Raw genomic sequence first — 13,782 nt, 5'->3', positions numbered from 1 at the left:
TTTTGCATTGCGCGCATTCAATCGTTCCTGGGTTGGCATCCCGGTCGAGCGCAAGCCGCGCTTTTGCCGTAGCGAACTCCCATGATCCGCAACCACTGCACCCTTCCGGCGCTGCCAATCAGCCGGTCCGATGCCGGGCTCGGGCATCGGACGTTCAACACCAGCGAACCGCACCAACCGGGCGCGGTACCGCAGGGGGCGGTCGCCACCGCCCGTTTGTGAGCTCACAGTTCCATGCGACGGAGATGCACACTGGCGTTGCTGTGCGGCATTCGCCAGAACGACGTCCTGCTGGCGATACCCAATTCGTCGAACCCCATGTCGTTGGCCGCCGGCAGCACGCTCCGGCCAGCGACGCTGGCCAGGCTGTCGATCAGCTGATGCAGTTCGGCACGGGGCTGCCCGGCCGCGCCGGCCGGGGCCGAAGGCGCAACCGGCAGCTCCAGATTGCCGGCATCCAGCGCTGCGATGTCGCCACTGGCCGATGGCGGCAGGGCGCCTCCGAGCTGTGGACGAACTGCCGGCGCCCTGCCTGCTGGCATCGCCATCGGCGCGTGCAGGATCGACGCGCCGATGGCGAAGGCGTCGATGGCCTGCGCCAGCGTGCCCGCCTCGTCCGCGCCGAATTCAAGCGCCTCCAGCGTCGGCGCGGCCGTCAGCGACGCCGACGCGGTGCTGCGGCTGGCCGAACCCAGTGGCGTCAGCTGCTCGGCGATGGTCGCAGCCGAGATCGCGTAGCCGCCATCGCCAGGCTGCACGTAGGCAATCGCCTGTTCGCCGCCGAGGAAGTGGTCGAGCACGCGCATCTGCTGCGCCGCGTCACCATCCACGCGTACGATCAGGTCGTCGCCGTCGCGGTGGTAGGTCAGGCGCGCCCGCTCGATGCCATCGAAGTACAGCCAGTCGCTGCCGCCGCCGGTGTTGTCGACGCTATCCACGCCGGAGCCGGCGGCGTAGAAGTAGGTGTCGTCGCCCGTGCCGCCGAACAGCACGTCTGCACCGTCCTCGCCGACCAGCTGGTCGGCGCCGGCACCGCCGATCAGGATGTCGTTGCCCGACCCGCTGAAACTGCCGTTGCCGCCGGACAGGTGGTCGTTGCCGTCGCCGCCGTCGAGCTTGTCGTCGGCGCCCATGCCGAACAATGTATCGCCGCCGCCCAGGCCCTTGATCAGATCGCGGCCGCTGCTGCCGACGATCTGCTCGCCGGCCGCGGTGCCGGTTTGCTGCGCAGGATAGTCGGCATCGTTGCCGGTGCCGGGCGTGCCACCACCATGGTCGCTTCCACCGCCGTTGTTGGTGACCAGTGCATTGATCGCCGCCGTGTTCAGGGCCGAACCACTGGCCGGCTGCAGGTAGTCCAGCGCCATATCGCCGCCGAGGAAGTGATCGGTGACCGTGATGCGCTGGCTGGCATTGCCGTGGACGGTGACGACCAGATCGTCGCCGTCGCGGGCCAGGGCCAGCTGCGAAGTCGTGATGCCGTTCTCCAAGATCAGCCAGTCCGTGCCGCCGCCGGTATTGTCGACCCGGTCGCTGCCAGTCGTGGCGTCGATGACATACATGTCGTCACCCTCGCCGCCCACCAGCAGGTCGTCGCCATTGCCACCCCACAGCGTGTCGTTGCCGGCCATGCCGCGTAGTTCGTCGGCACCGTCCAGCCCTAGTAACGTGTTGTCGGCGGCGCTGCCCTCGATGAAATTGTCCAGCGCATTGCCATTGCCTTGGTCGGCACTGCCTATCAGGCGCAGGTTCTCGACATTGTCGGCCAGGACGTACTGGCTACCGAAGCCACGCACGATGGTATCGATGCCCTGGCCCTCATCCTCAACGATGCTGTCGGCGTCCGTATCGACGTAGTAGGTGTCATCGCCGCCGTAGCCGTACAGGGAGTCCGCGCCAAGGCCACCATCAAGCGCGTTATTCGAGTCGTTGCCGTAGAGGGTATTGGCCAAGTCATTGCCAGTCAGCCCCAGGTCCGCGCCGTCTGTCAGACTGCCTATCTCCACATTGGCCGACAGCGTCCATGTCAGGCTGGCGAGGACTTGGTCCTCGCCCTCACCTGCCCCCTCGACGACGACATCGTCGGCATCGTCGACGATGTACACGTCGTCGCCCGCGCCGCCGGCCATGCGATCGGCACCCGTGCCGCCATTGAGGTAGTTGGCAGCGGAATTGCCGACCAGCTCCTGGGTGCCGCTGGCGCCGTACGCGAGGTATGCCGAACTACCCTCGACCAAGACGACCCGCTCGATGCTCTCGGCGGTGGTGTACGTGTACAAGCTGCTCTCGACGGTATCGAAGCCCTCGTCGGCCAGCTCCACGATGCTGTCGTAGCTGGGCTCCGTCAAAACGTAGGTGTCGTCGCCCTTACCCCCGTACAGGACATTCGTACCTCCGCCGCCAGCGAGACGATCATTGCCCGCTAGGCCATACAACTCCTCGCCGCGCGCGGTGCCGGTGATGACGTCGTCGCCCTCGGTGCCGAGCATAACCGCGATCACCTTGAAGCTCCCATAGGTGGATGCGGATTCGCCGAATCGATCTGTCGCGGTGATCGTCAACGAGACCTGCTCGGCGTCCTGCGGCGGCGTCCCGCTGATCGTGCCGGTGACCGGATCGATGCTCATCCAGGTCGGGCCGCTGAGCGAGTAGGTCAGTGTGTCGTCGGCATCGTCGGTGAAGGCTCCATCGGGCAACGCAAATTCGAACGCTTCTCCGACGCGCGCCGTGGCAGGAAGCTGGAACCAGTTCGCCACAGGCGCATTGTTGTCGTACGGCAGCTGGCTAAGGTCGCCCCGCCGGACGGTGCCGTCTGCAAACACGAATTCGTCGATCGGTTGAATCAACGTGTACTGCCCCGGCGCACTCTCCCGCCAGTAGTTCTCTACGATCAGGCGGTCGTTCGGATCGCTGCCGACCTGGATGACGAGGCTGGTGCCGTCCTGCGACCAGACGACGTCGTCCGGGTTGACGCCCTCACCGAAGATGACTTGGTCGAAATCGTCGGTGCTGCCGTTCCAGGACCGGATCCTATCGGTTCCGCCCCCCACATCGTAGAAGAATCGGTCGCTCCATCCATAGGACCTGGTGTAGCTTCCGTTGAGGTAGGCGCCGCCGATACCGATCAAGATGTCGTTGCCGGCTCCGCCATATAGATCCGCGCCATAAACGGAGGACATGATCGTGTCGTCTCCTCCCTCTCCATAGAGGATATCTCTATAGGACGAACTCGCAGCCTGGCTGTCGAGTGGGTTCTTGTAGTCTCCCCAAATGACGTCATTACCCCCTCCTCCGCGCACCTCGTTGCTGAACATGTTGCCCTTCAGCATGTTTCCGCCATCGTCTCCGCGTAGATTGCCGAGCAGCCTGACGCCGTCGCCGTAGACGGTGTACAGCGTGAGGTTCTCCACGTTGGCGTAGTCCGACACCGATACCCACATGTTCATGCTGGTCGTCTCGTCCCAGGCGGCGATGACCACTGTGTCATTGCCGCCGCCTGCCGACTCGATCACCACGTCCTTCCGGGTGACCAGGTAGGTATCGTTTCCTCCAAGACCGGACAGCTGGTTGATTCCGGTAGCGAGGTAACCCTCCAGCAAGTTGTCGTCGCTGTTGCCGATCGCCGACACTGCCGCGCCTGTGAGCCGGATGTTCTCCAGGTCTAGGCGGGTTTCGATCGAATAATCCAGGCTCGCCTCGACGGTGTCGATCGAGTCGTAGTCCGTCTGCTGCTCGACGATGATGTCGTCAGCACTGTCGACGACATAGGTCTCCTTGCTGGAACTGCCCATCAAGGTGTCCTTGCCGCCTTTTCCGTCCAGCCGGAAGCTCAGGTCCGGCATATGAGATGCACTGGAGGTCCTGATGACCTGGATGACATTGTCGAGTGCGTTGCCGCTCAGTTGGCTGGGCGAATCCGGCCACCAGAAGTTGGCAGGTGTATAGACCAGGTTCTCGACGTTCGCACCCAGCGTGGCATTGTAGAAGTTGGTATAGAGCGTATCGATGCCTCCGCCAGCTTCTTCCTCGATATTGCTGCTCTGCGTGGTCGGCGGAGATGCAGACGAAGTGTAGTTGTGGTTGAGGTAATAGGCGTCATTGCCGTTGCCGCCGATATAGCGATCGACATAGTTGCCCCTAAACCCCATGTAGAGACGATCGTCGCCGTCACCACCGCGAACGATGTCATTGCCATCGTCTCCGTACAATACGTCGTTGCCCGAGCCACCGTCGAGCACATCGTCACCCTCGCCGCCGTAGATGCTGTCGTTTCCGTCCATCCCGGAAAGGGTGTCGTTGCCCCCTAGTCCGTTGATGACGTCTGGCGCAAAAGTTCCGACATAAGTATCGTCCCCCGAAGTCCCCGTCCACGATCGCTGCTGGAAGTCGGTAGCCGAGAGCTCGGTCCCTTCCGCGAAGCGCACGCGATGGCCGCCGTTGGCGAGAAAGCCCTCCAGTACGATCGTGTTGTCGGCGGTTGCACCCGGACTGCCGGCGCTTCCGGAGACGAAGATCATCAGGTCGTTGCCGTCGACCTGGTAGTTCATCACCATGTTCTGGCTGATGCCGACCAGATTGATGGTGTCGCTACCGGCATTGACGGCGTCCAGGTTGACGATCACATCGTAACCTGAGCCCCAGGCGACGTTGTAGGTCTCGTCGCCGGCACCGCCGTCGATGACATCCGAACCGTTCCCTCCGCCGTTGTGGACCAAATTGATGACATCGTTTCCGGCGCCGCCATAGACGAAGTCGTTGCCCTGTCCGTCTGACAGGGTGTCGTTGCCCTGGCCACCGTCGATCAAGTCGTTTCCGCCCTGGCCGTCGATCGTGTCGTTGCCTCCCAGGCCGTACAGGCGATCGTCGCCTTCCGTGCCCTGCAGGTTTTCCCCAGCGCCACTGCCGCCGGTGACGGTACCGTAATAGACGCCCGAGTCGATCAATTCACGACTGATCCAGGAACCGTCGCCCAGTTGGATCCATGCGGCGGTGCCTGTGGCGAAATAGCCGACTACTCGCAGGCTGCTGCCGTCGGCCATAGCCAAGACCAGATCATCCTGGTCGCGGGTGAAGGTAACCTCCTCGGCCGCGATCCCCTGCTGCAGGTAGATCTGGTCCTGGCTACCGATGGCCAATTCGATAACATCCTGGCCGAATTGACGGTCGAAGTAGTAGCGGTTCAGCCCTGCTCCACCGATCAGGGTGTCGTTGCCCGCACCACCGATCAGATGGTCGTCGCCATCTTCGCCGTACAGTGTGTCGTTGCCTGCACTGCCATGGAGCGTATCGCTGCCGGCACCGCCGTAGACCTGATCGTCTCCCTCGGCGGCGGTGACGATATCGTTTCCGTCTTCGGCATGGATAACGTCGTTCCCGGCCCCTGCGTAGATGCTGTCATTGCCGACACCGGCATAGACCGTATCGTCGCCGTCGTCAACATCAATGGTGTCATCGCCAGCGCCGCCATAGATCGTGTCGTTGCCAGCCTCGCCATCGAGGATGTCATTGCCATCACCACCATCAAGGACATCCTTGCCGTCCCCGCCTGCGAGCGTATCCACGCCAGTGCCGCCGCTGAGGCGGTCATCGCCAGCACCACCGTACAGCTTGTCGTCGTCGTCGCCACCACTGAGCGTGTCGTCGCCGGCCTCACCATGGAGAACGTCCTTGCCGGCACCGCCATCGAGCAGGTCGTCACCGTCCCCACCCTGCAATTCATCATCCCCCGTCCCACCGGACAACTGATCGTTTCCGCCGTTGCCGATCAGCAGGTCGTTTCCGGCGCCCCCATCCAGATAATCGTTGCCGTGATACGCGGCGGCCAGTGTCCCGTCGGAAGCCACGTCACCGACGATCTGGTCATCTCCATCATCGCCGTACAGCGCATCGTCCCCACCCCCGCCATCGATGATGTCGTTGTCGGCGCCGCCGTGGATCAGGTCACGTCCATGCGCAGATCCGTCGATGTCCCGAGCATCGCCGGTCAAGGTATCGGAGCCCGCACCGCCCTCGATCATGTCATCGCCTCCGCCACCGCTGACGAAGTCATTGCCTGCCCCGGCATCGATGCTGTCGTTGCCGTGACGCGTGCCGGCCTGGCTATTGTCTCCCCAGATGTTGTCGTTGCCTATGCCGCCGATGATGACATCGTCGCCGTCATCGCCCGTCAGAATGTCGTCGCCAGCGCCACCATCGATGTAGTCGCTGTCGGCATCGTCGCTGTCGGCAGCACCTGCCATGCCTCGGCCCCAGATCCGGTCATTGTCGTCGCCTCCGGACAGTACGTCGTTGCCACCATTGCCGCTGATACTGTCATTGCCGGCGCCGCCATCTATCGCGTCGTTGCCCTTGTGATTTGCCTGGGCAGACGAACGCCACCCTATAGAGTTCCCGGCGCCTGCCGCATCCGGATAGTCGCCACTGATGGTGTCGTCATCGGCCTCGCCGAAGATTACGTCATTGTCGTAGCCACCCGTCAGGCGGTCGTTTCCGCTTCCACCGCGAATGATGTCATTACCGTCGCCCGCCACCACCGTGTCGTTGCCGCCGCCGGCATCGATCATGTCGTCTCCGCTCGGTGTGGCGTTCGTGTCCAGTTCTGTCCAGCCAGGCGCATAGATCAAATCCGCGATGTACCAGGCTTTGCCATGATCGAGGACCGCTGCACCCAGCTCATTCACGCGTTCGTAGAACTCGTCTTGTTCGCTCTTGCCCGTATCAGAATCGGGCGTCGTGTCGAGCTCGCTGAAGCTCGCCCGCTCGTATCCATCGTAGATGTAGTCGTTACCTTCGCCACCAATCAGTACGTCATTACCCGTGCCGCCGAGAATTAGGTCATTACCGGCACCACCATCGAGGTGGTCGTCGCCTGCACCGCCTTCAAGGCCATCATTGCCGCCCAATGCTTTGATAGTGTCGGCGCCAACGTTGTTGCCATTGCTACCGAAAAGATCATCCTCACCGGTCAGTTGTGATCCATCAACGACGGGGACTTGACCGCCCAGGCTCAAACTCAGATTACCCTGAGCCCAGTCCTGGACCCGGATGCTGCCATGCGTTGCAATCACGTCGATGACCAAGGTGCCGCGGCCGTTGCCACTGTCCAGAAAGGTCAACTGGAGCTTGCCTGTGCTGTCGAGCCAGGCGACTTCCGAAGTCCGTTGCCCAACCGTGATGACGCTACCATCAAACCAGATATGTCCGCTCCCGTCCGAATCGGCGATGCGATCCAGGGTGATTTCCGCCGTATCGCTGCTCCGGAAGCGGTAGTTGTCGTCGCCAAGCCCACCTGCAAGGAAGTCGTTCCCCGCGCCACCCTCTAGATCGTCACTACCATCCAGACCATAAAGGTAGTCATCGCCCGCCCCTCCTCTAAGCGTATCGCTCTCTCTCCCACCGATCACAAGCTCGTTGTTGCCGTCGCCATCGTAGGAAAGACCGCTATCGCCATTCTGAATTACCAGCTTTCCCATTCTGCTAAGCAAGGGAGAGCTACTACCGCCATCTTTGAGGAAATCCCACAATGCTCTGGAAAGACGATTCCTGCCTCGCCCATCTCCATCTTGGGAGAAGCGCGACATGTCTAGGGAAATGCCACCGCTAACGTTCTCCACCAGGCCTGCGCCGACCGCGTCTTTCTGAAAGAAATAGTATTCGGAAAGTGCATCGATGATGCCCTTGTTGAGAGTCGTCTCGGATGCGGTTCCCGCGGTACCGATGCGCTGCAGGTCCTGGCCAATCGCATCCAGCCGCGCCAACGGACTGCCAGCCTCCAGATCAGCCAAGTGACGGATCATGAGTTGCGCCATCAAATTTGGCGGTTCCTGGTCCGCACTGCTTCCATAGAGCGAAGGATCGATGAACTCCGCGAGCGCTAAGCGCTGCTGGGCCATTCCGAGCCGGAAGTCTTCGGAGTACATCGCTGCCTGCAACAGCGTCATCGAGTGGAGTTCAGCACGAGGACTCAGGCTGGTGAGAAAGCTTGTACCGTCGAGAACTGAAGGTGTGCCGATGCTTATTGCCGGCATCGCATTCCCTTCGATGACTGTCATGGGAAACCGGATCAATTCGAGGATTTCGCCCTCAAGGTAATAGCTGGTTACCTGCGACTCCCGAGCTGCGAATTCGGTCGCCAAGGACTGCACATAGGCATCGAACTCTGTATTGAAAAATCCCGCGATCGCGAGCTGCGCATGGAGATTGACAACTTCTGCCACGTCGACCGCAGTGGCCTGGAAAGGTGCAGCGTCAAACGTGGTGGATGGCAAGTCGAAGAACACGCTCATCATGGAGGCCAGACCACCGCCGAGGGAGTGACCCGTGAAGCTGATTTGTGCACCCGGGTTCTGCGCTATGACATTCATCACCAAAGTCATCGCCTGCAGTATCTGCACCGAGCCTGCACCGAGGCCGGCCGGGATGTTCGCCACGGCGAAGTCGTTAATCAACGCCTCGTTGGAACCCGTGAACGAGATAACAATCTCGTTATCCCTTTGGTAGACGCCAGCAGAGAATCCGGTGATCGCGTCATCTTTAATCCACGCCTTTTCTTTCCAGTCCGGCGAAGTAGGAATGCGATTCACTTCAGGTCGATTGTAGACCCGGTTTGCCAGAAGTGCGTAGTCAAGTCTATCTGCCATTTTTCAGTCCTTTAGGTTTATCACTTCCACAGTGCGATGATGCGCTAGCAATTATTTTTCAAAATCCCCGATATTCTCTTTAATCTATCTGAGTTTCTTTTCCGTCGCTCTTCTTTCTCGACCTCACGGACCAAGGCGGGCTCTCCGGTACGGCGGACGTTAGCTAGTAGATTCGCGAGTTGGCCGATGCGACCTGAATCCAGTGGAATTACTCTCCATTCACCGCCATCGGTCGATGCGTATTCGATATAGGGAGACTGCGGCCTTCCCATATCGTACCAAGTATCGCAGTAGACGTAGGTGGCCACCACGATCCAAGTCGATGTTGCCGCTTCGTAGTCCAGCACAATCGGAACCAGATTTGACCGCCATGTCGGCGGAGCCTTGGCGTTGGACGTGCCTGAGAAACTCAGCGTCTCCTCGCTCGACTTCCAGCCCGTCGGGCCACCAATTTCACGTTGAATGTGACCTTTCGCTGTTCGATCAATGGTGATCAGCTGCCCATCGGAAAGGCGGACCTCTTCCTTCCATGCCAGGCTCACCCGGCCGCAGCCTGCCAGCGTCGCGAGAAGAACGCAGAAAAGAGCCGAACGAATGTTACGCATGCTTGAAGTACTCATGAATGGCAGACTCAACTTCCAAGTGCAACACCTCACAGAGCGTAGGGTGTTGCGATGGGAAGACAGTACAGTCATCTGAGTAGTGAGGAACGCGCGGTGCTTCAGGTCGAACGCGATCGGGGAACGAGTCTTCGTGGGATCGGTCGCCGCCTGGGGCGTAGCGCATCGACGCTGAGCCGCGAGATCCGGCGTCTGGACAGCGGCGTGTACTCGGCGCATGCGGCAGCCCTGGTGTATCGATCGCGGCGATCGCGCAGCGTACGAGCACGCAGGCTGATCGCGGGCGCGGTGCTGTTCGAGTTCGTCCACGACCGTCTTGTGTTCGATCGCTGGTCGCCGCAGCAGATCGCGGCCACACTGCGGGACATGCATCCAGACGACGCCAGCCAGCGGGTCAGTCACGAGACGATCTACGCGGCCATCTACGCGCATCCGCGCGGCGGCCTGAAGCAGGCCCTGGTCGATGCATTGCGCCAGAGCAAGCCCACGCGAGGCCGCAGGCGCACCACAGCAGCGGCGCGCACCTGGGTACCGGAGGAGCTGCGCATCGTGCATCGGCCCGAAGCGGTGGAACAGCGCCTGCTGCCGGGGCATTGGGAGGGCGACCTGATCAAGGGCGCGTTCAACCGGTCCTGCGTGGGCACGCTGGTCGAGCGCAAGACACGCTTCGTGGTGCTGTGCAGGATGGATGGCTGCACCGCGGACGCCGCGCTGGAAGGCTTCACTCGCCAGATGAAGAAGCTGCCGGCCTTCCTGCGCGAGAGCCTGACCTACGACCGCGGAACGGAACTGACCTGTTACGAGGAGCTGATGCGACGGTTGAACATCGACGTGTGGTTCGCCGATCCGTATGCGCCGTGGCAGCGGGGCAGCAACGAGAACACCAATGGCCTGCTGCGCCAGTTCCTGCCCAAGGGCGTGGACTTGTCGCAAGCGAGCCAGGAGTACCTCAATCACGTCGCCAAGCTGATGAATGGGCGTCCTCGCCAGACATTAGGCTGGGCCACGCCGGCAGCGGCCATGGAGAAGGAAATCCTCGCCTTCAAATCACGTGTTGCACTTGATTCTTGAGACCGCCAATCCTCCCACTGCCTTCGTACAATTCGAATATCTACTTCTTCAACCAATTGATTATCTTGCGGTTTCGCTCATCGCTCTCGCAACGCTTCCCCGCCATGCTGCCGCAACGGACTCAACAGATAGTCGATCACCCGGCGCTTGCCCGTCTTGATCTCCGCGCTCAACACCATGCCGGCGCTCAGGCTCACCACCACACCGTCGATATCTAGGCTGCTGCCGTCCAAGCGGATGCGGGCAGGGAACACCAAGCCCAGCTTCTCGTCCTGCGCCGCGTCGTGAGACACGCTCATTACCTTTCCGGTCAGGTAGCCATAGCGCGTATACGGGAAACTCTCGATCTTCACCGTCACCGGCTGCCCCGGGCGTACGAAGCCGATGTCCTTGTTGAGTACCGTCGCCTCGACCTCCAGCGCCTCCTGCGGCACCACCGCCAGCAGTTCCTGCGCCGGGGTGACCACGCCGCCGACGGTATGCACCGCCAGCTGCTGCACGGTGCCATCCACCGGCGCACGCAGCGTCATCAGGCCATCGCGCCGCCCGGCCTTGGCCAGTTCCGGCGTGCCCTGCGCCACCTGCTGCTCTGCCTCGCGCAACTGGTCCAGCGTCTGCTGCCGGAACTCGGCCACCAGCACGCGCAGTTCCTCCTCGGCCGCGCGCAGCGCCGAGCCGATCTCCTGCAGCCGGTTGCGCTGCGTGGCCAAGTCGCGTTCGGCGGCGATGCGCTCCTGCTCGCGCAGCAGATAGTCGTGGCGGCCGACGTACTTGCCCTCGACCAGGCGGCCGTAGTCCTCGGCACGCGCCTTGGAGATGCGCGCCGACTCGGCCATCGGTTCGATCGCCGCGCACCCGGATGCGCCGCACCACGGCCGTCTCGGCCGGCTGGATGACCTTGGTGCGCGAATCGGCCACGGTCCTGCCCGGCGCCACTGCGACGATGTCCAGTTTGCCCAGGCATGCCCACAACAGGGCGACACAGAAGAACGCGACGATGGTCCGCATCGTCCAGCGCGCCGTGGGCGAGACCGGGGTTTCGATCAGTTCCAGGTGGGCGGGCAGGAACGCGCGCTCGTCGTCGCGGCGCGCGGGCGCGTCCAGTGCGCGGCGCGCGGCCCAGGCCGAGCGAAACACGCCCCCGTAGCGCTGCGCGAATGCATGGACCCCCTCGAGGACGTGCTTCATGCCACCCCCGCCTGCAACCGGTGCAGCCGCGCGTAATGCCCGTCCGGGCGCTCGACCAGTTCGGCATGGGTGCCGGTCTCGACGATCTGCCCCTGCTCCACCACCACGATCCGGTTCGCGCGCCGCACCGTCGATAGCCGATGGGCGATGATCAACACGGTGCGGCCCTTGCAGATGGCGTGCATGTTGGCCATCACCGCATGCTCGGACTCGTAGTCCAGCGCACTGGTAGCCTCGTCGAGGATCAGGATGCGCGGATCGGTGATCAGCGCCCGGGCGATGGCGATGCGCTGGCGCTGGCCGCCGGACAGGCCGGTGCCGTGTTCGCCCACCGAGGTGTCGTAGCCGTCGGACAATTCGGTGATGAAGTCGTGCGCGCCCGCCAGCTTCGCGGCGTGGATGACCCGCTCCAGCGGCATCCCGGGATCGGCCAGCGCGATGTTCGCGCGGATGCTGCGGTTGAACAGGACGTTCTCCTGCAGCACGACGCCGAGCTGGCGCCGCAGCCAGGCCGGATCGGCCAGGGCCAGGTCATGGCCGTCGATCAGCACGCGACCGCGCGCGGGGGTGTAGAGCCGCTGCACCAGCTTGGTCAGCGTGCTCTTGCCCGAGCCGGAGCGCCCGACGATCCCGATCACCTCGCCGGGCTGGATGTCCAGCGCGACCCCGGCCAGGACCTCCGGCGCCTCCGGGCGGTAGCGGAAGTGCACGCGCTCGAAGCTGACCCGGCCCTGGATCGGCGGCAGCGCCATCTTGCTGCCGGGCAGTTCGGTGCGGGTGTTGAGGATGTCGCCCAGCCGCTCGACCGAGATGCCGACCTGCTGGAAATCCTGCCACAGCTGCGCCAGGCGGATGATCGGGGCCGCCACCTGGCCGGAGAGCATGTTGAAGGCAATCAGCTGGCCCAGCGAAAGCTGGCCGTCGATCACCCGTTTGGCGCCGAAGAACAGGATCGCCACGCCCACCAGCTTCTGCACCAGCTGCACACTTTGCTGGCCGATGGTCGCCACCCGGGTCACGCCGAAGCCGGCGCTGACATAGCCGGCCAGCTGGTTGTCCCAGGTGCGGGTGGCGCGCGGCTCGACCGCCATCGCCTTGACCGTGCCGATGCCGCTGACGGTCTCGACCAGGAACGACTGGGTGTCGGCGCCGCGCGCGAACTTGTCCTGCAGGCGCTGGCGCAGCACCGGCGTGATCGCGCCGGAGATCAGCGCGTACAGCGGCAATGAAATCACCACGATCACCGTCAGCCAGCCGCTGTACCCGCACATCACCGCCAGGAACACCACGGTGAACAGCAGGTCCAGCACCGTGGTCAGCGCCTGCCCGGTCAGGAAGCTGCGGATGTTCTCCAGCTCGCGCACGCGGGCGATGGTGTCGCCGACGCGCCGCGACTCGAAATACGCCAGCGGCAGCGCCAGCACGTGGCGGAACAGCCGCGCGCCCAGCTCCACGTCGATCTTGCTGCTGGTGTGGGCGAACGCGTAGGTGCGCAGCCCGGTCAGCAGCACCTCGAACACCGCCATGCAGACCAGGCCGATGGCGATCACGTCCAGCGTGGTGAGGCCGTTGTGGACCAGCACCTTGTCCATCACCACCTGGAAGAACAGCGGGGTGATCAGCGCGAACAGCTGGATGAAGAGCGAGACGACGAACACTTCCAGCAGCATTCGCCGGTACTTGACGATGGCCGGGATGAACCAGGTGAAGTCGAACTTGGCCAGCTGGCCCAGCACCGAGGCGCGCGAGGCGACCTGCAGCAGGCGCCCGCCATAGCGTCGTTGCAACTCCTCCACCGCGATCTGGCGCGGACGCCGCTCGGCGAGATCGTGGATCAGCGCCTGGTCGCCCTGCATGCGGGCAATCAGAAAGGCCTCGCCCGTCGTTCCCCAGGCCAGCGCCGGAAAGTTCGCCATGGACAGGCGAGCGGCCGGCACCCCGGAGACCTTGGCCTTCAGCCCAAGTTGGCGCGCGGCCAATAGCAGAGTGGCCTCATCGAAGGCCGCTGCGCTCCTGCCGAACGCATGCGCAAGCTGGGACGCATCGACCGCAATGCCGTGCAACTGCGCCAACAGCACCAGGCCACGCAGCGCCAGATCCGCTGGCGGATCTGCCGCAGGCACGTCTTCCCCAACCCGCGCTAACGCCACTCCCCCCTGTTGCATAACGTCCCTGCTATGCGGCCCTCAATGGCCTTGATGGCGCGGAGCATTGCGGGAGGCTCACGCAAAAGTCAAGCGCCCTGCCGCTGCGGCGAGCGCCGC

Annotated in this window: 5 protein-coding genes and 1 pseudogene; 2 read left to right on the top strand and 4 right to left on the bottom strand. The window is 63.1% G+C overall.

The annotated features are described in order from the left end of the window. Nucleotides 1–81 precede the first annotated feature (81 nt). Nucleotides 82–222, top strand: coding sequence for a hypothetical protein (locus tag FZ025_RS10160; protein WP_158185548.1), 141 nt, complete (start codon nt 82–84; stop codon nt 220–222). Nucleotides 223–224: 2 nt separating this feature from the next. On the opposite strand, the gene FZ025_RS10155 is transcribed toward FZ025_RS10160, so the two are convergent. Further along, nucleotides 225–8,639 carry a Tle-like phospholipase domain-containing protein gene (locus tag FZ025_RS10155; protein ID WP_146093612.1) on the bottom strand — a complete coding sequence of 2,805 codons (8,415 nt, stop codon included), beginning with the start codon at nt 8,637–8,639 and terminating at the stop codon, nt 225–227. 44 nt (nt 8,640–8,683) lie between these two features. After that, the gene (locus FZ025_RS10150; protein ID WP_146093611.1) at nt 8,684–9,244 is read right to left on the bottom strand and encodes a hypothetical protein; all 561 of its coding nucleotides are present in this window, start codon (nt 9,242–9,244) and stop codon (nt 8,684–8,686) included. 69 nt (nt 9,245–9,313) lie between these two features. On the opposite strand from FZ025_RS10150, the gene FZ025_RS10145 reads away from it, so the two are divergent. Further along, complete coding sequence (locus FZ025_RS10145) at nt 9,314–10,330, top strand: IS30 family transposase (RefSeq protein WP_158185509.1); 1,017 nt, start codon at nt 9,314–9,316, stop codon at nt 10,328–10,330. 77 nt (nt 10,331–10,407) lie between these two features. On the opposite strand, the pseudogene FZ025_RS10140 reads toward FZ025_RS10145, so the two are convergent. Further along, a pseudogene (locus tag FZ025_RS10140) lies at nt 10,408–11,518 on the bottom strand (HlyD family type I secretion periplasmic adaptor subunit). Further along, nucleotides 11,515–13,683 carry a type I secretion system permease/ATPase gene (locus tag FZ025_RS10135; protein WP_104558838.1) on the bottom strand — a complete coding sequence of 723 codons (2,169 nt, stop codon included), beginning with the start codon at nt 13,681–13,683 and terminating at the stop codon, nt 11,515–11,517. The pseudogene FZ025_RS10140 and the gene FZ025_RS10135 overlap by 4 nt, the downstream one beginning before the upstream one ends. Between the last annotated feature and the right edge of the window lie 99 nt (nt 13,684–13,782).

The sequence above is a fragment of the Xanthomonas hyacinthi genome, assembly GCF_009769165.1.
Taxonomy (GTDB): Bacteria; Pseudomonadota; Gammaproteobacteria; order Xanthomonadales; family Xanthomonadaceae; genus Xanthomonas_A; species Xanthomonas_A hyacinthi.
This window is presented reverse-complemented; position numbering and strand designations above follow the sequence as displayed.

Bases quoted from the DNA above. Each gene is read 5' to 3' on its own strand.
- FZ025_RS10160 (WP_158185548.1), top strand. From the start codon at position 82: ATGATCCGCAACCACTGCACCCTTCCGGCGCTGCCAATCAGCCGGTCC.
- FZ025_RS10155 (WP_146093612.1), bottom strand. From the start codon at position 8,639: ATGGCAGATAGACTTGACTACGCACTTCTGGCAAACCGGGTCTACAAT.
- FZ025_RS10150 (WP_146093611.1), bottom strand. From the start codon at position 9,244: ATGCGTAACATTCGTTCGGCTCTTTTCTGCGTTCTTCTCGCGACGCTG.
- FZ025_RS10145 (WP_158185509.1), top strand. From the start codon at position 9,314: ATGGGAAGACAGTACAGTCATCTGAGTAGTGAGGAACGCGCGGTGCTT.
- FZ025_RS10135 (WP_104558838.1), bottom strand. From the start codon at position 13,683: ATGCAACAGGGGGGAGTGGCGTTAGCGCGGGTTGGGGAAGACGTGCCT.